A 20,001-nucleotide genomic window follows, 5' to 3' on the forward strand; every position below is an offset into this window, starting at 1 on the left:
ACCCGTTGATCGGCAATCAAATCGACGCGGTGGTGCTGGTCGGCGGCAAGGGCACCCGGCTGCGGCCGCTGACCCTGTCGGCGCCCAAGCCGATGCTGCCGACCGCCGGCGTGCCGTTCCTCACGCATCTGTTGTCGCGGATCGCCGCGGCGGGTATCGAGCACGTCATCCTGGGCACGTCGTATCAGGCCGCGGTGTTCGAGGCCGAGTTCGGCGACGGTTCCAAGCTGGGCCTGCAGATCGACTACGTGACCGAGGAGCGCCCGCTGGGCACCGGCGGCGCGATCGCCAACATCGCCGGCCAGCTGCGGCACGACACCGTGATGGTGTTCAACGGCGACGTGCTCTCCGGCGCCGACCTGGGCCAGCTGCTGGATTTCCATCGGACCAACTCCGCAGACGTCAGCCTGCACCTGGTGCGGGTGAGCGACCCGCGGGCCTACGGCTGTGTGACCACCGACGAGCGGAACCGGGTCGTCGCTTTTGTCGAGAAGTCGGAGGACCCGCCGACCGATCAGATCAGCGCGGGCACCTATGTGTTCGAACGCCACATTATCGACCGGATTCCGCGCGGTCGCGAGGTCTCGGTCGAACGCGAGGTGTTCCCCTCGCTGCTGGCCGACCCGGACGTCAAGGTGTGCGGCTACGTCGACGCCACGTACTGGCGCGACATGGGCACACCGGAAGACTTCGTGCGCGGATCGTCGGATCTGGTGCGCGGCATCGCCCCGTCGCCGGCCCTGCACGGCCACCGCGGCGAGCAGCTGGTGCACGACGGCGCGGCGGTGTCGCCCGGCGCGCTGTTGATCGGCGGCACCGTCGTCGGCCGCGGCGCCGAGATCGGCCCGGGTGTGCGGCTGGACGGCGCGGTGATCTTCGACGGCGTCAAGGTCGAGGCGGGCAGCGTGATCGAGCGCTCGATCCTCGGCTTCGGTGTTCGCGTCGGTCCGCGGGCGTTGATCCGCGACGGCGTGATCGGCGACGGCGCCGACATCGGCGCGCGCTGCGAGTTGCTGCGCGGCGCCCGGGTGTGGCCGGGCATCTCCATTCCCGACGGCGGCATTCGCTACTCGTCCGACGTCTAGGTCTTTCGCGCCGAAAGTGACGCTGCAGTCACGCTTGGCGTCGAACGTGACGCTGCAGTCACGCTGGGCATCGAATGTGCGGCTGGCCGCACGATCGGCGCCTACTGATGATGTGGCGATCCCTGTAGGTGAGTGGCGAAGAAGAGCTCGATTCGTCGCCAGGCGTCTTTAGCCGAGGTCGGTTCGGGACCGATGCCGGCGACGCGTAACAGCGGTCGAAGCGGCCGGGGTCCGGCTTCGGCGTCGTTGAGGAATGCGTGGCTGGCGTTCGGATATTCCTCGATGTCGCGCGGGATTCCCGCGTTGGCGAGCGCCGAGTCGAGGCGGCGCGCGGCACCGCGAAGTGATGGGTCGCGGCCTCCGTAGCTGGCGACGATCGGGCACGCGTGGGCCACGACGGTGTCAAGGTTGCGCGGTAGCTGGCCGTAATTGACGGCGGCCGCGTCGTAGCCGTCAGAAGCAGTCAGCAGCGCGAAGCCGCCTCCCATGCAGAAGCCGACGGTGCCGATCTTGCCGGTGCAGTCGGGGGAGTCGGCCAGGTATCGGCGGCCGGCCGCGATGTCGGCGAACGCGCGGCCGCGGCCGCGGAGCATGGCGGTCATCGTGGCGGCCAGGCATCGTGGGGTGCTGCCCGCGCTGAACAAGTCGACGGCCAGGGTGAGATAGCCGAAACCGGCCAGCTTGTCGGCGTGGCGAAGCATAACGTCGTCGAGGCCGAAGATTTCGTGGATCATCACGACACCGGGCCACGGACCCGACCCGGATGGGGTCGACAGGTAGCCACGCAGCGGCGCGGATCCGTCGTGGGCGCGGGCCAGATCACTGAGGTCGACGTCGGTCATCGTCGGGCCTCCTTAGGTGGAGTCGCGAGCGGCAGGTTGAGATCGACGGCGGCACCGAGCAGGGCAACTCCACTGCGTAGGGCATCTTCTGATATGTCGACGACGAGGTGGTGCATGACAATCAGGCCGTGCATGAGCGAAAGCACCGTCGCGGCAACGGCTCTGGTGTCCGAGTCGGCTGGGATGTATCCATCGTCGCGCCAGCGGGCGGCGAGTTGGGCAATGTGGTCAAGGGTGTCGAGATAGAGCCTGCGAGCCCGTTTCTGTAGGACGGGATCGCGCAGCGCTTCCGCCCACGTCTGCAAAGCGATGCGGGTCAGGTCGTATTCCTGATTGTCTGTGCGACTGTGAAGTTCGGCCACCAACTGGGTCACCGTTTCAGCGGGGGTGGGGCAGGGGTCGGTATCGAGCAGCGCGAGGAAGATGCCGCGCACCTTGGCCACGCCTTCCTCGGCGCTGGCGTGGATCAGCTCTTCTTTGCTCCGGAAATACCGGTACACCGCACTCGATGACATCCCGGTCTCGGCGACCACCTGGTCCATGGAGGTGACGTGGAACCCGTCCCGCGAAAAGCACCTCCAAGCGCTAGTGAGGATGTGCTGGCGGCGTTGTGCGCGGGTCTGCGCTGTAAGGCGGGGCATGCAACCGATCATAAACGGAAACGCTCAGTTGCGCTATACGGTAGATGCCTTTACTCTGAACACTAAACAGAAACGATCGTAGTTGTTTGAGGTTCGGCGAGGACGGCAACCGTATACCGATGCTCAGCAGCCGACCAGGAGGGTCGTATGTCCACATCCAGAACGGACGCCAACCACGCCCACGCAACGTTTGGCCGCTACACCGAAACGCCATACGACGAGATGACTCCCGAGCAACAGCAGGGCTATCGGGTGCTCGCAAAGGCCGAGGGCGGCCAGCTACACGGGCCGGCGAAGATCTGGGTGGACAATACGAACCTCGCAAAGGCCGTGGCGCCACTGGCCGACCATTTTCATCCACCGAATCATTCGCTCACGCAACGCGAACGGGAGATCGCCGTCTGCGTCATTCTTGGCAAGTGGCACGCACCGTTCCCGATCAACGCGCACAACCGAGTCGCGATCGAACTGGCCATCTCGCCCGAGGTTGTCGATGCTTTGCTCTGTGGCCGGCCGACGCGGCTGGAGGATGAGCGGGAGCGGACCGTCTATGAGCTGGCCACGGCCCTAGCCGCTGGCCGCTACATCCCCCAGAGCCTGTACGACCGGGCGGTCGACGTTCTCGGTCATGATCGCATCACTGACATCACCGTCCTCATGGGTATGTACACGGCGGTCTCGTTCACGCTGAAGTTTTACGACGTCCCCGCCGACGCGCCCGGGATCGAGCGCTGAAATGACGAGGGCTGCAAGGATTTACGTCATAGCCAGACTGCTCGATGTCCATTCGGCTCGGACTGGCAACGAAATGAAAGGAATGTCGCCATGTCCGCTCCTGTGAACCGATTCGTCATCGGCCCCAACGCCGACGGCCGTTCGGCGGTCCTGCAGCAAGGACTGACCAACGTGCAAGCCCGCGACGGATTCTTCTGGCGAGCCACACTGTGGGCGACCCAGGAAACCCCTGCCGACAACGCAATTGAGGGCGACCGGTCACAGACTCCCGGATTGGGCGCTCAACGCGAACCTTTCCCGAACGGATTGATCTGCCGAGCGCTGGAAATCTGGCCCGATGAACCCGACGCCAGCGAGCGTCGCCGCCAGTTCACCGAGCTGAATCAACAAGTGCGCCAAAAGCACCTGCCCACTGCGGCCGACCTGGACCGTCACCCCACCATGCACCGCACCGATACCCTGGACTGTCTCACCTGCGTACGCGGCGAAATCTTCCTCATCACAGACATCGACGAGGTACTTATGCGGCCGGGCGACACCGCGATCATCCGTGGGGTCAACCACGCCTGGAGCAACCGTTCTACCGAACCGTGCCTACTCGTCGGCACGATGACGGACGCCGTCTCGGCATAACGCATAAGGAAACTCATGAGGGCGGCGCAAAAATCGCGCATCGGTCGTGCGCGCAAGATGTTAGGCCTGGCGGCGGCGTGGCTGAGTAGCGCCGGAATCGTTTCCGCCAGCCCAGCTCAAGCGCAGGGGCCCGACGATTTCCTGAGAGATCTCAACGGCATCGGCATCGGCAACCCAAGCGACAGCCATAATTTCGACCTGGTTGGGTTCGGCAACGCAATCTGTTGGCGGCTGTACAGCGGCGAAACCCCGGCCCAGTTGATTCAACATCTGGTCACCGACTCACGCTCAGGTGACCAGGCGGGGCTCACACCTCAACAGGCCCAGGCAGCACTGCGCTTCGCCGTATCCGACCTCTGTCCCGACGCCTGAGTGGCGCGGCTTCATACGCCGAACGTGACGCTGCAGTCACGATCGGCGTCGAACGTGACGCTGCAGTCACGCTCGACGGGTCGCGCGCGCGACGAGGTAGGCCAGCGCGTGGTCGGTTCCGTCCGGCAACGCGTCGGCGGGCCACCACTGCAGGTCGTCCGACTCGTCGCTGATCGCGATCTGCGCGCCGGGCGCCGCGTGTGCGACGAATTGCAGGTCCAGGTGCCGTGTCGGCAGGCCCAACGAGCACACCACCGGGTGCACATGCACCGCGGCCAGTTCGGGCGCGATGCGCAGGCCGGCGATGCCCGACTCCTCGGTGGCCTCGCGCAGCGCCGCGGCCACGACGTCGGGGTCGTCCTCGTCGCAGTGCCCGCCGAGTTGCACCCAGCGGCCGAGGCGGGGGTGCAGGGTCAGCAGCACCCGGGTGCCGCTGTCGTCGAGGACCAACGTCGACGCGGTGACGTGTCCGGGCACGCACTCGCGGAGGCAGGCGTCGGCGTGGCCGTGCACGAAGGCCAGCACGGCGTGCCGCAACGAATCCTGCGCCGGATCGGGTGCCTCCCAGTCGGAGAGAATCGAGATCGCGGAGTCCCGAACGCTCACCGCGAGCCCCGCTTGGTCCGGCGAGCGCGCAGCGCCGCCCACGCCGACCGGCACTGCGCCACCACATCCGGCGACCAACCCAGCCCGTCGATCAGGACCTGACGGTCCACCAGGTCGAGCGCCTTCTCGGTCTCGTTGGCCTTCAGCAAAAGGTCGACGTCGCAGGCGAGTTCGGCGCTGGCATACGCCGGCGGGGGGATGGGCAGCTGCTCGGCTTCCCGCGGCTCCAACTCCAAAATTCCACCGCCGTAGCTGCGGCCCATGATCTCCGCGAAGGCGAACGTCGCGCTGTTGTGGAACACCGCGGCAAGCGCGCACGCGTCTATCTGGGAGTGGGGGTCTGCGGCGAGCCGGACCCGATGCACGGTGTCGGTGCTCGTCGCCGCGGCGGCGTTGACGGTCAGCCGTGGCGCCGTGTGGATCTGGCGCAGCATGAAAAGGTCGGGAATCCACAACGACGGCGTGCGCCACCAGGGCGTGCGGATCGAGCACTTGTAGCCGCGGTGGACCGCGGCGGCCTCACCCGCGGCGATGTGCGCGAGAAGGGCGGGATCGCGCGGGTCGCGGGGGGCGTCGAGCAACCAAGCGCGGTGTCCGGCCGCGAGATCGCTTGCGCGGCAATCGTTGTCGTATACCAGGCCGGAGAGCTGCGCGCTGCGCGACACGAGCGGTACGCAGTGCGGCATCAGCGCGAGTTCGCGGGCGTGCGCATCGGTGAAGGTGAAGAAGCTGTTGCGGCCCGTCACGATGCCGACGTCCACGTCGGCCAGAGCGCCGAGCCGGCTCAGGGTGTGGGATCCCTTGAGCGCGCGCAGCAGCCGGATCGCTGCGGGGTCCAGAAAGTATTTGGTCCACTTCTCCTCTTCGTGCAGCAGCGCCGGCGCCGACTCGACGTCGAGCTCGGCGTCATCCAGCCCTTCGGCGTCTCTGAGATGGACCGTGCGTATCCGCGCGGGGCCGGAACCGGCTGTGCCGCAGAACAACACGACCTCCTGCAGGACGCCGTCGAACACCAACCGCTCGAAGGTCAGCAGCGTGATCTGACAGAACCGGCTCAGCAGAAAGTCGCGTAACTGCGCGGCGTAGCCGACCTGAAGCAACTCGGCGGGAAGGACCAGGCCCACGCGTCCGCCGTCGCGCACCAGAACGGTGGCGGCGACGACGAAGGGGACCCAGGCGTTGGTCAGCCTGCTGGGTCGCAGGCCCGCGCGCCGCATGAGTTCCAGGGCCGGCTCCCGCTGACCGGATGCCCAGTTGCCGAAGCGGATGTAGGGCGGGTTTCCCGCGACCCCGTCCCAGTCGCCGGCCCCGCTGTGGGCGAGCCAGGTAAACAGGTTGTCGGCGTCGACGGGCGCGAACTGCCGCGCCTTGACCGCCTCGCCGGCGACGAGTTCGACGCCGTGTGCCCGGGCGCCGAGCGCGGCGAGCTCGCGCAGGATTCGGCCGTCACCGCAGGAGGGTTCCACGATGCGCGGGCCGGCTTCGCGCACCCAGCGGGCCAGGAACCGGGCCACCGGGGCGGGGGTGTAGTAGCCGCCGCGAACCTTGTCGGCCGAGGCCGCCGCCTTGCCCGCGAACGTCGTCATCGGCCCAGTATCACTTGCGGATCAACAGATCCCCGGCGTCCGGCGCCGCGTCTCGCAATCCGGTCGGCTCCGCGGGGTAGCCGATCGCGATGGCGCCCAACGGCTCCCAATCGGGCGGCAGCTCGAGCTCGGCGCGGACCAGGTCGGCGGCGAAGATCGTCGAGCCGATCCAGCAGCTGCCCAGGCCGCGCACCGCCAATGCGACCAACAGCGCCTGCACGGCCGCGCCGACCGCGACGGTGAACATCGTGTGCTCGGCGCCGGCGCGGGCGGCATCGGGATAGCTGTGCGCGCCGTCGGGGACCAACATCGGGATGACGACCTCGGGTGCGTCGTAGAGGATCTGGCCGCGCGCCACCCGGCGATCTATCGAGTCCGCGGGCCGGCCGTCGCCGGCGAGGTCGGCGCGCCACTTGTCCTTCATCCGGTCCAGCAGCCGGGTCCGGGTGGCTGGGGTCCGCAGCCACACGAACCGCACCGGCCTGGTGTGGTGGGGGGCGGGCGCGGTGAGGGCCTCGGCGACGGCGGCCTCCACCAGGTCCGGCGGCACCGGCTCGACGCTGAACCGGCGCACCGATCGGCGTAACAGTTGGGCCTGCCGACGACCCATCTCGATCGCTTCGGCGGTGCCGAGCCAGAACAGGTCTTCCTCGCCGGGGCGCAGCAGCTGCCGGGCGGTGGTGCCGTCGTCGGACACGACGCGCTTGGGCAGCCCGCGCACCACCGCCACTGGCACGGCGGTCAATTTGCCCTTGACCAGATCGGCGGCGGCCGCGACCTCGTCGGCGATCGCGATCTCGGTGACGATCAGTTCGTTGCCGTGTTGGTCGACGGCCCCCGAATAGCCGTGCAGCACAGCCAGACCCGCCGCGCCGACGGCCGCGTCGGTCTGGCCGTTGCGCCAGGCGCGGCCCATCGTGTCGGTGATGACCACGGCGACGTCGACGCCGAGCCGCTCGCGCAGGCCGGCACGCAGCGCCGCGGCGCTGGCGTCGGGGTCGACGGGCAGCAGCGCGAGCTCGTCCCCGCCGACGTTGGAACCGTCCACGCCCGCGGCGGCCTGCACCAGCCCGAGCCGGTTCTCGGTGATCAGGGTCCGGCCCTTGCGCGCGAGCACCCGGACCGCCTCGTCGTCGACCAGCTTGCGCCGCAGCCGATCGCGCTCCTCGGCGTCGCGCGGCGCCTGCACCAGCCGGCCCTCGCACTTGGACACCACCTTGCTGGTGACCACCGCGACATCGCCGTCGCGCAGCCAGGGCGCCGCGGCGGCGACGGCGGCAGAAAGGTCGTCGCCGGGCCGGAACTCGGGGAGCCCGGGCACGGGCAGGATCTCGATCGCCGCGGCGGTGCCATGCTCTTTTGAACGGTCGGTCACGCCGTCACGCCCGCAAGGTCCAGCCCGGCGGCGACCATTTCGGCCGTCGCCTGCGGGTCGCTCATCAACAGCGGCACCGAGCGCACCGCGACCCCTTCGATGTCGGCTTTGAAGTTTTCCAAGTCGCCCTCGTGCACCAGCCAGCAATCCAGTATGCCGGTGTCGCGCCGGGCCCCGTAGTGCCGACCGACCGCTTCCGCGGTGGATTCGACCCCGATCACCGAAAGGCACGCATCGGCCATGCCCCGCAACGGCTTTCCGCCGATGATCGGCGAATAGCCGACGACCGGGGCGGTGGCGCCCCGCAGCGCGCCGCGGATGCCCGGGACGGCCAGGATGGCGCCGACGCTGACCACCGGGTTGGACGGCGCCAGCAGGATGACGTCGGCGTCGCCGATGGCCGCGACGGCTTCGGTTGCGGCGCTGGCCTTTTCGGCGCCGACGAAGGCGAAGCTGTGGGTGGGCACCTGCGCCCGATAGCGCACCCACCACTCCTGGAAGTGGATCGCCCGGCGGTCGCCGTCGGCCGGATCGGTGATCACCACGTGTGTCTCGCAACGGTCGTCGGTGGCCGGCAGCAGTCGTGCGCCGGGTTGCCAGCGGTCGCACAGCGCGGCCGTGATCTGTGACAGCGGGTAGCCGGCCTGCAGCATCTGGGTGCGCACCAAGTGGGTGGCGAGATCGCGGTCGCCGAGTTCGAACCAGTCCGGCTGCACGCCGTAGCGCGCCAATTCCTCTTTGGCATGCCAGGTTTCGTCGCGGTGACCCCAACCCCGTTGTGGATCGACGCCTCCACCTAAGGTATACATGCAGGTGTCCAAATCCGGGCAGACACGTAAGCCATGGATCCACGCGTCATCGCCGATGTTGACGATCGCGGTTAGCTCGTGGCTGGTGGTTTCAGCATCGGGGCGCTGTTGCGCCGCGAACTGACCCAGGCCGAGCAGCTGCTGGACGCCAAGCAGAAACCGGGCGCCACCGACCCCACCGACCAGCACGGTGACCTTCACACCGCACGACAGTACCGGCCGGAGACACGCGGCATACCGGCCACCACGTGGGCCATAAAAGCCCATTTCGACGAGAACAATTGGGAAGCTTGGGACAGTTGTGACCGACACGCCGAGTGTCAATAACAACAGAAACGCCGAAATTTGATCACGAGATGATATGGAAATGCGCCGAAGTGCTTGACCGGGCAGCTCAACCCGTGTCTAATCACATCAGTGTCATTTCCCGGTTGGCCGGCCGGTTCCGGTGTCGCAGACCGAGATTCGATCACTTGTTCGAATTGTCTGTACATCAGAAAAGTGGCATCAAATCACTCTCCCAAAATCAACCTGAGGAGGCGGACGACGCATGTCTTATGAACACCTTCGGGGCGTTATGGCAAGCACACCGCACACCACCATTGGTGCGACGCCGGCGCCAATTGCGCGTCCGCACCTGACCGTGGTTCCCGATGCCCCAGTGGCATTCGAACCCGAGCCCCTGCCGCCGACCGCCGATCAATGGCAGGACCGCGCGCTGTGCGCGCAAACCGATCCCGAGGCCTTCTTTCCCGAGAAGGGTGGTTCCACCCGCGAGGCCAAGAAGATCTGCCTGGGTTGCGAGGTGCGCCATGAGTGCCTGGAATACGCCCTGGCGCATGACGAACGCTTCGGCATATGGGGCGGTCTGTCCGAGCGCGAGCGCCGCCGCCTCAAGCGCGGCATCATCTGACCCGCCGCCGACCCACCCCAGATCTGACCCCGCCCAGCGTCATTCGTCGTCGATCGTCGGGTCGATGACCGAGGGTTCCACGTCCAGATAGATGGCCACCTGAGCCACCAGGATTTCGTGCAGCAACTCGCCAAGTTCGACGGTGTCCTTCGCCCGTCTCTCGATCGGCTTGCGGAACAACACAATTCGAGCGCGCGTCGCATTGCCGCGGACGTCGACGCCCGCCGGTATCAAGCGGGCCAGCGCGATCGGCCCATCGGCGATGACCTCGGGCGGCCACTGCACACTCTCCGGGTCCTTGGCGGTGATGCGCGGGATTTCATCGACGGCCACGTCGAGCTCGGACACCCGGTCTTGCCAGCGCCGCTCGATGGGTTCGTATGCCTCCAGCACCGCCATGTCGAACCGCTCGGCCCGGCTGCGCCATCCGGGCACCGTCGGCGGCAACAGCGGGCCGCGCATATCGCGGCCCCGCCGCGTGGCCCGGTGTGCGGCCGAGCGGCCTCCCGACCGGCCCTGAGACCAGCCACCGCGCGGGGAGCTGCGCGAATCGCCGCGGGAATCATTCACTGGGGCCGATGGTAACGGTTGAACATCGGGGGCCGAACGGTTGCGCGTGTCCGGCGCTTCCGTGGCGTTTGTCCACGATAGCCTTTCGTCGTGAACGTTCCCCGTCGCTGCTGCCGGCCCGGGTGTCCGCACTATGCCGTGGCGACCTTGACGTTCGTCTACTCGGACTCGACGGCAGTGGTAGGCCCGCTCGCCACCGCGCGCGAACCGCATTCCTGGGATCTGTGCGTCGGCCACGCCGGCCGCATCACCGCACCGCGCGGCTGGGAACTGGTGCGCCACGCCGGCCCGCTGCCCAATCCCGACGAGGACGACCTGGTGGCGCTGGCCGACGCGGTGCGTGAGGGCCCGGGCGGTGGCGGTGTGCCCTACGGCGGCGCAACCGCGATCAACGGCTTCACCGCCGACCCCGCCCTGCGCCCCGCCGGGGCCCATGCCACCGCGCCCAGCGGCGGTCTGCTCGCGCCGCCCGAGCAGCGTTCCGGACGCCGCCGCGGGCATCTGCGCGTGCTGCCCGACCCCAGTGACTAGCCGCGATTAGCACCGCCGACTAGCACTGCGCACCGTTTGGACCCGTAACCTTGGCGGGCCGATAGGCTGGCTCCCAAGAGTCCAACAAGAGTCCAAGCAAGTAGTCGTCAGGAGCCTCCGCATGTCCCGGCCCGCCGCGGCTATCCACCGTGTCATCAAGGCTTACGACGTACGCGGGCTGGTGGGCGAGGAGATCGACGATTCGTTGGTCGCCGACGTCGGCGCCGCGTTCGCCAGGTTGATGCGCGCCGACGGGGCGCGACGGGTGGTCATCGGCCGCGATATGCGGGACAGCTCGCCGTCGCTCGCCGCGGCTTTCGCGGCGGGGGTGAACGGCCAGGGCCTCGACGTCGTGCGCATCGGTTTGTCGTCCACCGATCAGCTCTACTTCGCCTCGGGATTGTTGGACTGCCCCGGCGCGATGTTCACCGCGAGCCACAACCCGGCGGCCTACAACGGCATCAAGCTGTGCCGGGCCGGGGCCAAACCCGTCGGCGCGGACACCGGCCTCGGGGTAATCAGCGACGAAGTGATCGCCGGCGTGCCGACCTATGACGGGCCGCCGGGCGATATCTCCGATCGGGACGTGCTCGCGGACTACGGCGAGTTTCTGCGCTCACTGGTGGACACCTCGGGGCTGCGTCCGTTGCGGGTGGCGGTGGACGCCGGCAACGGCATGGCCGGGCACACCGCGCCCGCCGTGCTGGGCGCGATCGACTCGATCACGCTGTTGCCGTTGTACTTCGAGCTCGACGGTTCGTTCCCCAATCACGAGGCCAATCCGCTCGACCCGGCCAACCTGGTGGACCTGCAGCGCTACGTGCGCGACACCGGCGCCGATATAGGGCTGGCCTTCGACGGCGACGCCGATCGCTGCTTCGTGGTCGACGAACGCGGGATGCCGGTTTCGCCGTCGACGGTGACCAGCCTGGTGGCCGCCCGCGAGCTCGGTCGCGAGATCGGCGCCACCGTGATCCATAACGTGATCACCTCCCGCGCGGTGTCCGAATTGGTCACCGAGCGCGGCGGCACACCGCTGCGCTCACGCGTCGGGCATTCCTACATCAAGGGGTTGATGGCCGAGACCGGCGCGATTTTCGGCGGCGAGCACTCGGCGCACTACTACTTCCGCGACTTCTGGGGCGCCGACTCCGGGATGCTGGCCGCGCTGTACGTGCTGGCCGCCCTCGGCGAGCAGCATCGGCCGCTGTCGGAGTTGACCGCCGACTACCAGCGCTACGAATCCTCCGGTGAGATCAACTTCAAAGTCGACGACGCGTCGCGGTGCGTGGACGCCGTGCTGAAGTCGTTCGGCAGCCGGATTCACTCCATCGACCACCTGGACGGGGTGACCGTGGATTTGGGCGACGGCAGCTGGTTCAACCTGCGCAGCTCCAACACCGAGCCGCTGCTGCGACTCAACGTCGAAGGCCGCAGCACCGAGGACGTCGACGCGGTGGTCCAGCAGATCAGCGCCGAGATCGCCGCCGAAACCCACGAGGCCGCGCGGTGAACGCCACCCGGGCGATCGATCTCGAGGACACCGACGGCCTGCTCGGCGCCGACCGGGGCGGCCTGTTGCGGGCCGCGTCGTCCGCCGGTGCGCAGGTGCGCGCCATCGCCGCCGCGGCCGCGGAGGGCGCACTGGATTCGCTGCGCATCGAGGACCGGCCGCGCAGCATCATCTGGGTCTCGGGCCGCGGGACCGCCGAGACCGCCGGGACGCTGCTGGCCGCGACGCAGGGCGGCGCCGCGTCGGCGCCGATCGCGCTCGCCGGCGACGCGCCGCCGTGGATCGGTCCGCTCGACGTGCTGATCGTCGCGGGCGACGACCCCGGTGATCCCGCGCTGGTCGGGGCCGCCGCTACGGGCGTGCGCCGCGGCGCGCGGGTCGTCGTGGCGGCGCCATACGAGGGCCCGCTGCGCGACTCCACCGCCGGGCGCGCCGCGGCGCTGCCGCCGCGCCTGTCGGTTCCCGACGAGTTCGGATTGCCCCGGTACCTGGCCGCCGGCCTGGCCGTGCTGAAATGCGTGGACGCCGCACCCGACATCGATCTGGAGTTGCTCGCCGACGAGCTGGACGCCGAGGCGCTGCGCAACAGCGCCGCCCGCGAGCTATTCACCAACCCGGCCAAGATGATTGCCGCGCGCATCTCCGATGCCCAAGTGGCGCTGGCCGGGGACTGCGCAGCGACGCTGGCGCTGGCCCGGCACGGCAGTTCGGTGCTGCTGCGGATCGCCCACCACGTGGCCGCCGCGACCGGGCTTGCGGATGCGGTGGTGGCACTGCGCGCGAGCTCGGAGTCGGGGTCCGGGTTCGGCCAAGCGCCGTCTGGAGTCGATGCTCTGTTTCACGACGAGCAAATCGACGGACCGCTGCCCGAGCGGCTGCGGGTGCTCGCGCTCACCTTGGCTCGCGAGCGGACGGTGGTGGCCGCCCGCGTCGCCGGGCTCAACGAGGTCTACCTGATCGCGGCCGAGGACGTGCCCGAAGCGCCCGGGGGTGTGGGCGGGTCAGCCGGTCTGGTCGGGGCATCCGCTCCGGGCGGTGCCGCGCGCATCGAGCAGCAACTGGCAGTATTAGCCGTTCGGCTGGAGATGGCCGCCGTTTACTTGAGACTGGCGCGGGGATAGATAAACAAGTGGAACTGCTTCGCGGGGCGTTACGGACGTACGCATGGGGATCGCGCACCGCCATCGCCGAATTCACCCGGCGCTCGGTTCCGGCCGCGCACCCGGAAGCCGAACTCTGGTTCGGCGCCCACCCCGGCGACCCGGCGTGGCTGGAAACTGAGCAGGGCGAAATCTCGTTGATGGAGGCGCTGGTCGCCGATCCCGAGGGGCAGCTCGGTCCCTCCTCGCGCGCCCGCTTCGGTGATGTGCTGCCGTTCTTGGTCAAGGTGCTGGCCGCCGACGAGCCGCTGTCCCTGCAGGCCCACCCGAGCGCCGAGCAGGCGGTCGAGGGTTATCTGCGTGAGGAACGGGTGGGAATTCCGGTGTCCTCGCCGGTCCGCAACTATCGCGACACCTCCCACAAGCCCGAATTGCTGGTGGCGCTGGAGTCGTTCGAGGCGCTGGCCGGGTTCCGCCCGGCGTCGCGCACCGTCGAGCTGCTGCGGGCGCTGGCGGTCTCCGACCTCGACCCATACATCGATCTGCTCAACGACCAGTCCGACGCCGACGGGCTGCGCGCGTTGTTCACCACCTGGATCACCGCGCCGCAGCCCGACCTCGACGTGCTGGTGCCCGCGGTGCTGGACGGCGCCATCCAGTACGTCAGCTCCGGCGCAACGGACTTCGCCGCGGAAGCCAAGACGGTGCTGGAACTCGGCGAGCGCTATCCGGGCGACGCCGGTGTGCTGGCGGCGTTGTTGCTCAACCGCATCACCCTGGACCCGGGCGAGGCGATCTTCGTGCCGGCCGGCAACCTGCACACCTATCTGCGCGGGTTCGGGGTAGAGGTTATGGCCAACTCCGACAATGTGTTACGCGGTGGCCTCACCCCCAAGCACGTCGATGTGCCCGAATTGCTGCGAGTGCTCGACTTCGCCCCCACCGCCGAAGAACGACTGCGGCCGCGGATCCGCCGCGAAGGACTCGGACTGATCTACGAAACACCGACCGACGAGTTCGCGGTCGCGCTGTTGGTGCTCGACGGCGACAACCTCGGCCACGAAGTCGACGCCTCGTGCAGCCACGAGGGTCCGCAGATCCTGCTGTGCAGCGAGGGTTCCACGACGGTGCACGCAAAGTCCGGATCGCTGACGCTGGAACGCGGAATGGCGGCGTGGGTGGCGGCCGACGACGGCCCCATCCGGCTGGTGGCGCGAGAGCCCGCCAAGCTGTTCAGGGCAACCGTGGGGCTGTGACTAGCCCTGACGGTGGCGACCCGCTTCGCCCGGCTCTGCCGCGCTCGCGATCGCCACGGCCCGGCGCCGGTCGTGGGCGGCCCGCCGGCGCTCGCGCAGCCACAGCCGCATATTGTGCGCGACGGTGCGGCCGACGATCCGGGGCGGCGGGATCATATAGAGGCTGTCGAGAAGCGAGAACCGGCGCAAAAACCATTCCGCGAGAACGGGTTCGGTTTCGGCAGCCCCCAGGAATTGGTCGAACAGCGCGCCCGAGGGGCGCCACCACCACGGGGCGGGCTCCTTGGTTCCGGCGTGATGGAAGGTGACGTCGCCGATGGCGTTCATGATCCACACCGGGTAGGTGGTCTTGGCGGTGGCCCGGTTGAGTTCCGCGGCCAGTTCGCTCTCCGGGAATTGCAGGGCCCGCCGCAGATGACCCGCCTGCAGTGACGCCATCGTCATCCCCTGCCCGAAGGTGGGGTTGAAGCTTGCGACGGCGTCACCGAACGGGATGATCCCGCCGGGAAAGCGGTCCAGCTTGTCGTAGCGGCGCCATCGGCTAGCCGGAAAGGCGTGGAATGCCGGCTCGCCGAGGGGCTCGGCCCGCGCCAGTGCGTCGGTGAAATGGTCCGGCAGTAGCTTGTCCGCGAGCGCCAGCATCTCGGGGAACGTCCGCGGCGGCTTGGCGTCGGCCACGCCGAAGGTGGTGAGCACCCAGGTCCCGCCCTCGTAGCACAGCATCCCCAGCCCCAGCGGCTCCTCATGGGAAGCGCCCGCGACGACCACCTTTTCGGCGATCAGGCCGTCGGGGATGCGGAAGTGCTGGGTGGCGTAGTTGATGCCGATGTCGATGATTTCTTCGGTGGGGCGCGCAAATCCCCACTGCGACAACCACACCGGCAGCCGGGTGCCTCGGCCGGCCGCGTCGACGACGAGGTCGGCGCGCACGAACTCCGGCTCACCGGTCTGGCGGTCGGCGGGGTCCAGCAGCACGCCGGTCACCCGCTGGCGGGCGGGCTCGAACCGCGGCTCGGCCACCGAGCGCCGGACGATCGTGACGTTATCGAGGTCTTCGACCCGCTTGCGCAACTGCCACTCCAGGTGCGGCCGGCTGGGCACGTACGCGGTGAACTCGTCGCGCAGGGTGTGCCCCGTCCCGAGGACGTGCCCCGCCGCGCCGAGGTAAATGCAGTCCGGGCGGTTCTCCAGCATCGGCACGCCCGCGGCGACCATGTCCTTCAGCAGGCCCGGGAACAGGTCCTCGAACTCGATGGCGCCGCGGGCCATCAGCATGTGCAGGTGCCGGTCCTGGGGCACCGTCGCGCGGTTCGCCGGTGTGCTCGGCAACTCGTCGCGCTCGTAGACGGTGACCGCTTCGTAGCAACCCGAGAGCACCCGCGCGGCGCACAGCCCGGCGATGCTCGCCCCGATGACCACCGCGTGGTTCCTCGTGGTTGCTGCGCTGTGGGGCATCCCCGCAGACTACCCACTAGGGTGCGGACCAATGGGTGACGGAAGGGGCGGGCGAATGGCCAATCGATGGCGCACGAAGTCGGTCGAACAGTCGATCGCCGACACCGACGAGCCGGGCACCCGGCTACGCAAGGAACTGACCTGGTTAGATCTCGCGGTGTTCGGGGTCGCCGTGGTGATCGGCGCGGGCATCTTCACGGTCACCGCGTCGACGGCCGGCGACATTACCGGGCCAGCGATCTGGATCTCGTTTGTGATCGCCGCGGTCGCGTGCGCGCTGGCGGCGTTGTGCTACGCCGAATTCGCTTCGACGCTTCCGGTGGCGGGCAGCGCGTACACCTTCTCCTACGCCACCTTCGGTGAGTTCGTCGCCTGGATCATCGGCTGGAACCTGGTGCTGGAGTTGGCGGTCGGCGCGGCCGTCGTCTCCAAGGGTTGGTCGAGCTACCTGGGCACGGTGTTCGGATTCGCCGGTGGCACAGTGCATTTCGGATCGGTCAGCGTCGACTGGGGCGCACTGGTGATCGTCGGGCTGGTGTCGACGCTGATCGCGTTGGGCACCAAGTTGTCGTCGAGGTTCTCCCAGGTGATCACCGCCATCAAGGTCTCGGTGGTCATCCTGGTCGTGGTGGTCGGCGCCTTCTACATCAAACCGGCCAACTACTCGCCGTTCATTCCGAAGCCGGAAGTCGGGGGCGAGGCGTCGGGCGTCAACCAGTCGGTGTTGTCGCTGCTGACCGGGGCGCACAGCAGCCACTACGGCTGGTTTGGCGTCCTGGCGGGGGCGTCGATCGTGTTCTTCGCGTTCATCGGCTTCGACATCGTCGCGACCATGGCCGAGGAGACAAAGGAACCGCAGCGCAACGTCCCGAAGGGGATCCTCGCGTCGCTGGCGATCGTGACGGTTCTGTACGTCGCGGTCTCGGTGGTGCTGTCCGGAATGGTCTCCTATACCCAGCTCAGGACCGCCCCGGGCGGCAAGTCCGCGAACCTGGCCACCGCGTTCACCGCGAACGGGTTGACGTGGACTAGCAAAATCATCTCGGTGGGGGCGTTGGCCGGCCTGACCACCGTCGTGATGGTGCTGATGCTCGGGCAGTGCCGGGTGCTGTTCGCGATGGCGCGCGACGGGCTGCTGCCGCGCCCGCTGGCCAAGACCGGCTCGCGCGGAACGCCGGTCCGGATCACCGTGCTGGTCGCCGTAGTGGTCGCGGCGACGGCGGCGGTGTTCCCGATCAACAAGCTCGAGGAGATGGTCAACGTCGGGACGCTGTTCGCGTTCGTCCTGGTGTCCGCCGGTGTCATCGTGTTGCGCCGGACCCGGCCGGACCTGCAGCGCGGATTCAAGGCCCCGGGCGTGCCGTGGCTTCCGATCGCGTCGATATGTGCGTGCGCGTGGCTGATGGTCAACCTCACCGCACTCACCTGGGTCCGGTTCGCCGTGTGGCTGGTGGTCGGGATCGCGATTTACGTCGGCTACGGCCGCTGGCATTCGGTGCAGGGCCGCCGGGACGTGGAGCAGACTCAAACGACGGGCGCCTTTACAAAATAGTACTCTGTGTCTAGACAGAAGACGCAGAGCGGCGTATTGTCAAACCTCAACGTGGCATGACGTGGCATGACGGGCATGACGTGGCATGACTCACAAGGAGGTTTGGCATATGACCACACTCAGGCCGGCGAGCGGGCCCGAAACACCGGCGGCTGACGCGCCCGTTTGGCGGGACAAGAAGCGTCACCTGTGGCTGATGGGATTGATCGCGCCGACGGCGTTGTTCGTGATGCTGCCGATCATCTGGGGGTTGAATCAGCTCGGCTGGCACGCCGCCGCGCAGGCGCCGCTGTGGATCGGGCCCATCCTGCTCTACGTCTTGCTGCCCCTCCTCGATCTGCATTTCGGGCCCGACGGCCAGAATCCCCCCGACGAGGTGATGGAACGGCTGGAGAACGACAGGTACTACCGCTACTGCACCTACATCTACATCCCGTTCCAATACCTCAGCGTGGTGTTGGGTGCCTACCTGTTCACCGCGTCGAACCTGCACTGGCTGGGTTTCCCGGACTCCCAAGGCGGGCTGGGCTGGGTCGGCAAGATCGGTCTCGCACTGTCCGTCGGTGTGCTCGGCGGCGTCGGCATCAACACCGCGCATGAGATGGGGCACAAGAAGGACGCGCTGGAGCGGTGGCTGTCCAAGATCACCCTGGCGCAGACCTGCTACGGCCACTTCTACATCGAGCACAACCGCGGCCACCACGTGCGCGTCTCGACCCCGGAGGACCCGGCGTCGGCTCGCTTCGGCGAGACGTTCTGGGAGTTTTTGCCGCGCAGCGTCTTTGGCGGCCTGCGCTCCGCCGTCCGTCTCGAGGCGCAGCGGATACGCCGGCAGGGCTCGAGCCCCTGGAATCCCAAGACGTACCCGTCCAACGACGTGCTCAACGCCTGGGCGATGTCGGTCGTGTTGTGGGGGGTGCTGATCGCGGTGTTCGGGCCGGGGCTGATCCCGTTCGTCGTCATCCAGGCGGTCTTCGGGTTCAGCCTGCTCGAGAACGTCAACTACCTCGAGCACTACGGGCTGCTGCGGCAACGCAACGACACCGCTTCTGGGAAAGGCCGCTATGAGCGCTGCGCGCCGGTGCACAGCTGGAACTCCGACCACGTGGTCACCAACCTGTTCCTGTATCACCTGCAGCGGCACAGCGATCACCACGCCAACCCGACGCGGCGATACCAGACGCTGCGCAGCATGGCGGGCTCGCCGAACCTGCCCAGCGGCTATGCGTCGATGATTGGGCTGACCTACTTCCCGCCGCTCTGGCGCAGGGTGATGGATCATCGGGTGCTCGAGCACTACGACGGTGACATCACCCGGGTCAACCTGCAGCCGCGGCTGCGCGCGAAGCTGCTGGCGCGTTACGGCGCCCCCGAAGGGGCCGCGGCATGATCGCCTACCGCTGCCCCGGTTGCGACTACACCTACGACGAAGCGAAGGGCGCTCCGCGGGAAGGGTTTCCCGCGGGTACGCCCTTCAGTGAGATCCCCGACGACTGGTGCTGCCCCGACTGCGCAGTGCGCGAAAAGGTCGACTTCGAAAAGATATCGACAATCGGATAGGAGTGAATCAGTGAGCGACTACAAGCTCTTCATCTGCGTCCAATGCGGATTCGAGTACGACGAGGCCAAGGGCTGGCCGGAAGACGGCATCGCGCCCGGCACCCGATGGGACGACATCCCCGAGGACTGGAGCTGCCCCGATTGCGGTGCCGCGAAGTCCGACTTCGAAATGGTGGAGGTTGCCCGGTCTTGAGCACTATCGTCGCGCCTGTGAAGCGGATGCCGTACGCCGAGGCGTCCCGCGCCCTGTTGCGCGACTCGGTGCTGGACGCGATGCGGGAGCTGCTGGAGAGCCGAGACTGGTCCGCCATCACGCTTTCCGACGTGGCCCGCGCCGCCGGCATCAGCCGGCAGACCATCTACAACGAGTTCGGCTCGCGGCAGGGCTTGGCGCAGGGGTACGCCCTGCGCCTGGCCGATCGCCTGGTCGACACCATCCATGAGGCCCTCGACGCGAACGTCGGCGAAATCTATCAGTCGTTCTTGCAGGCTTTCCGGAGGTTTTTCACCGAGGCGGCCGCGGACCCGCTGGTGACCTCACTGCGCATAGGTGTCGCCAAGCCCGACTTGTTGCAGCTGATCACCACCGACAGCGCGCCGATCATGACCCGGGCCTCGGCCCGATTGGCGTCCGCACTTACCCAGACTTGGGTGGCCACCAGTGAAGAGGACGCCGGTGTGCTGGCGCGCGCCATCGTGCGGCTGGCATTGAGCTACGTGTCCATGCCGCCCGAAGCCGACCACGATGTGGCGGCCGACCTGGCGCGGCTGATGACACCCTTCGCGGAGCGTCACGGGGTCGTCAACCTGCCGTGAGTGCTCGGCGGCTACAGTGGCGCAAGAACATACCTAAGCTAAGTACCGCTA

At 68.0% G+C, this 20,001-nt stretch carries 22 protein-coding genes; 14 read left to right on the forward strand and 8 right to left on the reverse strand.

Annotated elements, in window-relative coordinates; translation table 11 throughout:
* Nucleotides 1-5 precede the first annotated feature (5 nt).
* Complete coding sequence (locus A5744_RS00705) at nt 6-1,085, forward strand: NDP-sugar synthase (RefSeq protein WP_139331181.1); 1,080 nt, start codon at nt 6-8, stop codon at nt 1,083-1,085.
* Nucleotides 1,086-1,186: 101 nt separating this feature from the next.
* On the opposite strand, the gene A5744_RS00710 is transcribed toward A5744_RS00705, so the two are convergent.
* Both A5744_RS00710 and A5744_RS00715 read right to left on the reverse strand, forming a co-directional pair.
* Nucleotides 1,187-1,927 carry a dienelactone hydrolase family protein gene (locus A5744_RS00710; protein WP_076057684.1) on the reverse strand — a complete coding sequence of 247 codons (741 nt, stop codon included), beginning with the start codon at nt 1,925-1,927 and terminating at the stop codon, nt 1,187-1,189.
* Nucleotides 1,924-2,580 carry a TetR/AcrR family transcriptional regulator gene (locus A5744_RS00715; RefSeq protein WP_346425758.1) on the reverse strand — a complete coding sequence of 219 codons (657 nt, stop codon included), beginning with the start codon at nt 2,578-2,580 and terminating at the stop codon, nt 1,924-1,926. The genes A5744_RS00710 and A5744_RS00715 overlap by 4 nt, the downstream gene beginning before the upstream one ends.
* A gap of 135 nt (nt 2,581-2,715) precedes the next feature.
* On the opposite strand from A5744_RS00715, the gene A5744_RS00720 reads away from it, so the two are divergent.
* The 3 genes from A5744_RS00720 to A5744_RS00730 all read left to right on the forward strand — a co-directional run bounded on the left by A5744_RS00720 (nt 2,716) and on the right by A5744_RS00730 (nt 4,308).
* Nucleotides 2,716-3,303: a hypothetical protein gene (locus tag A5744_RS00720; protein ID WP_076057686.1), complete on the forward strand. Its 588-nt coding sequence runs from the start codon at nt 2,716-2,718 to the stop codon at nt 3,301-3,303.
* 90 nt (nt 3,304-3,393) lie between these two features.
* Nucleotides 3,394-3,936: a cupin domain-containing protein gene (locus tag A5744_RS00725; RefSeq protein WP_139331182.1), complete on the forward strand. Its 543-nt coding sequence runs from the start codon at nt 3,394-3,396 to the stop codon at nt 3,934-3,936.
* 15 nt (nt 3,937-3,951) lie between these two features.
* Entirely contained in the window at nt 3,952-4,308 is a 357-nt protein-coding gene (locus A5744_RS00730) for a DUF732 domain-containing protein (protein ID WP_076057688.1), read from the forward strand.
* Between the two features lie 66 nt (nt 4,309-4,374).
* On the opposite strand, the gene A5744_RS00735 is transcribed toward A5744_RS00730, so the two are convergent.
* The 4 genes from A5744_RS00735 to cofD are packed head-to-tail and all read right to left on the reverse strand — an operon-like array spanning nt 4,375 to nt 8,885.
* On the reverse strand, nt 4,375-4,914 hold the full coding sequence (locus A5744_RS00735) for an NUDIX hydrolase (protein WP_076057735.1): 540 nt from the start codon (nt 4,912-4,914) through the stop codon (nt 4,375-4,377).
* On the reverse strand, nt 4,911-6,500 hold the full coding sequence (locus A5744_RS00740) for a class I SAM-dependent methyltransferase (protein ID WP_076057689.1): 1,590 nt from the start codon (nt 6,498-6,500) through the stop codon (nt 4,911-4,913). The genes A5744_RS00735 and A5744_RS00740 overlap by 4 nt, the downstream gene beginning before the upstream one ends.
* 10 nt (nt 6,501-6,510) lie before the next feature.
* Nucleotides 6,511-7,875, reverse strand: coding sequence for a coenzyme F420-0:L-glutamate ligase (locus A5744_RS00745; protein WP_076057690.1), 1,365 nt, complete (start codon nt 7,873-7,875; stop codon nt 6,511-6,513).
* Nucleotides 7,872-8,885, reverse strand: a complete 1,014-nt coding sequence (cofD, locus tag A5744_RS00750) for a 2-phospho-L-lactate transferase (protein WP_076057691.1) — start codon at nt 8,883-8,885, stop codon at nt 7,872-7,874. Before cofD ends, A5744_RS00745 begins: the two co-directional genes overlap by 4 nt.
* Before the next feature lie 376 nt (nt 8,886-9,261).
* On the opposite strand from cofD, the gene A5744_RS00755 reads away from it, so the two are divergent.
* The gene (locus tag A5744_RS00755; protein WP_076057692.1) at nt 9,262-9,597 is read left to right on the forward strand and encodes a WhiB family transcriptional regulator; all 336 of its coding nucleotides are present in this window, start codon (nt 9,262-9,264) and stop codon (nt 9,595-9,597) included.
* Between the two features lie 39 nt (nt 9,598-9,636).
* Here the strand turns inward: A5744_RS00755 and A5744_RS00760 are convergent, their stop codons facing one another.
* On the reverse strand, nt 9,637-10,059 hold the full coding sequence (locus tag A5744_RS00760) for a metallopeptidase family protein (protein WP_076057693.1): 423 nt from the start codon (nt 10,057-10,059) through the stop codon (nt 9,637-9,639).
* A gap of 198 nt (nt 10,060-10,257) precedes the next feature.
* Here A5744_RS00760 and A5744_RS00765 point away from each other — a divergent pair, with 198 nt between their 5' ends.
* The 4 genes from A5744_RS00765 (at nt 10,258) to manA (ending at nt 14,567) form a co-directional block, all read left to right on the forward strand.
* Nucleotides 10,258-10,698 carry a DUF3499 domain-containing protein gene (locus tag A5744_RS00765; RefSeq protein WP_076057694.1) on the forward strand — a complete coding sequence of 147 codons (441 nt, stop codon included), beginning with the start codon at nt 10,258-10,260 and terminating at the stop codon, nt 10,696-10,698.
* A gap of 121 nt (nt 10,699-10,819) precedes the next feature.
* Nucleotides 10,820-12,211 (forward strand): phosphomannomutase/phosphoglucomutase, encoded by a 1,392-nt coding sequence (locus A5744_RS00770; protein WP_076057695.1) that lies wholly within the window; start codon nt 10,820-10,822, stop codon nt 12,209-12,211.
* The gene (locus A5744_RS00775; protein WP_076057696.1) at nt 12,208-13,332 is read left to right on the forward strand and encodes a TobH protein; all 1,125 of its coding nucleotides are present in this window, start codon (nt 12,208-12,210) and stop codon (nt 13,330-13,332) included. Before A5744_RS00770 ends, A5744_RS00775 begins: the two co-directional genes overlap by 4 nt.
* Before the next feature lie 8 nt (nt 13,333-13,340).
* Nucleotides 13,341-14,567, forward strand: coding sequence for a mannose-6-phosphate isomerase, class I (gene manA / locus A5744_RS00780; RefSeq protein ID WP_076057697.1), 1,227 nt, complete (start codon nt 13,341-13,343; stop codon nt 14,565-14,567).
* On the opposite strand, the gene A5744_RS00785 is transcribed toward manA, so the two are convergent.
* The gene (locus A5744_RS00785) at nt 14,568-15,986 is read right to left on the reverse strand and encodes an oxidoreductase (RefSeq protein ID WP_139331188.1); all 1,419 of its coding nucleotides are present in this window, start codon (nt 15,984-15,986) and stop codon (nt 14,568-14,570) included.
* Between the two features lie 91 nt (nt 15,987-16,077).
* Here A5744_RS00785 and A5744_RS00790 point away from each other — a divergent pair, with 91 nt between their 5' ends.
* The 5 genes from A5744_RS00790 to A5744_RS00810 all read left to right on the forward strand — a co-directional run bounded on the left by A5744_RS00790 (nt 16,078) and on the right by A5744_RS00810 (nt 19,950).
* Nucleotides 16,078-17,574 carry an amino acid permease gene (locus A5744_RS00790; protein ID WP_076057699.1) on the forward strand — a complete coding sequence of 499 codons (1,497 nt, stop codon included), beginning with the start codon at nt 16,078-16,080 and terminating at the stop codon, nt 17,572-17,574.
* Between the two features lie 109 nt (nt 17,575-17,683).
* Complete coding sequence (locus A5744_RS00795; protein WP_076057700.1) at nt 17,684-18,964, forward strand: alkane 1-monooxygenase; 1,281 nt, start codon at nt 17,684-17,686, stop codon at nt 18,962-18,964.
* Complete coding sequence (locus tag A5744_RS00800; RefSeq protein WP_076057701.1) at nt 18,961-19,134, forward strand: rubredoxin; 174 nt, start codon at nt 18,961-18,963, stop codon at nt 19,132-19,134. Before A5744_RS00795 ends, A5744_RS00800 begins: the two co-directional genes overlap by 4 nt.
* A 10-nt stretch (nt 19,135-19,144) precedes the next feature.
* Nucleotides 19,145-19,327: a rubredoxin gene (locus A5744_RS00805; RefSeq protein WP_076057702.1), complete on the forward strand. Its 183-nt coding sequence runs from the start codon at nt 19,145-19,147 to the stop codon at nt 19,325-19,327.
* 26 nt (nt 19,328-19,353) lie between these two features.
* Nucleotides 19,354-19,950, forward strand: coding sequence for a TetR family transcriptional regulator (locus tag A5744_RS00810; protein WP_139329749.1), 597 nt, complete (start codon nt 19,354-19,356; stop codon nt 19,948-19,950).
* Nucleotides 19,951-20,001 lie beyond the last annotated feature (51 nt).

This window comes from Mycobacterium sp. IS-1264 (genome assembly GCF_001954195.1).
Lineage (GTDB): Bacteria > Actinomycetota > Actinomycetes > Mycobacteriales > Mycobacteriaceae > Mycobacterium.

What these genes read in the sequence shown, in the direction of transcription:
- A5744_RS00710 (WP_076057684.1), bottom strand. Translation starts at nt 1,927, where the DNA reads ATGACCGACGTCGACCTCAGTGATCTGGCCCGCGCCCACGACGGATCC.
- A5744_RS00715 (WP_346425758.1), bottom strand. Translation starts at nt 2,580, where the DNA reads ATGATCGGTTGCATGCCCCGCCTTACAGCGCAGACCCGCGCACAACGC.
- A5744_RS00720 (WP_076057686.1), top strand. Translation starts at nt 2,716, where the DNA reads ATGTCCACATCCAGAACGGACGCCAACCACGCCCACGCAACGTTTGGC.
- A5744_RS00725 (WP_139331182.1), top strand. Translation starts at nt 3,394, where the DNA reads ATGTCCGCTCCTGTGAACCGATTCGTCATCGGCCCCAACGCCGACGGC.
- A5744_RS00730 (WP_076057688.1), top strand. Translation starts at nt 3,952, where the DNA reads ATGAGGGCGGCGCAAAAATCGCGCATCGGTCGTGCGCGCAAGATGTTA.
- A5744_RS00740 (WP_076057689.1), bottom strand. Translation starts at nt 6,500, where the DNA reads ATGACGACGTTCGCGGGCAAGGCGGCGGCCTCGGCCGACAAGGTTCGC.
- A5744_RS00755 (WP_076057692.1), top strand. Translation starts at nt 9,262, where the DNA reads ATGGCAAGCACACCGCACACCACCATTGGTGCGACGCCGGCGCCAATT.
- A5744_RS00760 (WP_076057693.1), bottom strand. Translation starts at nt 10,059, where the DNA reads ATGCGCGGCCCGCTGTTGCCGCCGACGGTGCCCGGATGGCGCAGCCGG.
- A5744_RS00770 (WP_076057695.1), top strand. Translation starts at nt 10,820, where the DNA reads ATGTCCCGGCCCGCCGCGGCTATCCACCGTGTCATCAAGGCTTACGAC.
- A5744_RS00790 (WP_076057699.1), top strand. Translation starts at nt 16,078, where the DNA reads ATGGCCAATCGATGGCGCACGAAGTCGGTCGAACAGTCGATCGCCGAC.
- A5744_RS00795 (WP_076057700.1), top strand. Translation starts at nt 17,684, where the DNA reads ATGACCACACTCAGGCCGGCGAGCGGGCCCGAAACACCGGCGGCTGAC.
- A5744_RS00800 (WP_076057701.1), top strand. Translation starts at nt 18,961, where the DNA reads ATGATCGCCTACCGCTGCCCCGGTTGCGACTACACCTACGACGAAGCG.
- A5744_RS00810 (WP_139329749.1), top strand. Translation starts at nt 19,354, where the DNA reads ATGCCGTACGCCGAGGCGTCCCGCGCCCTGTTGCGCGACTCGGTGCTG.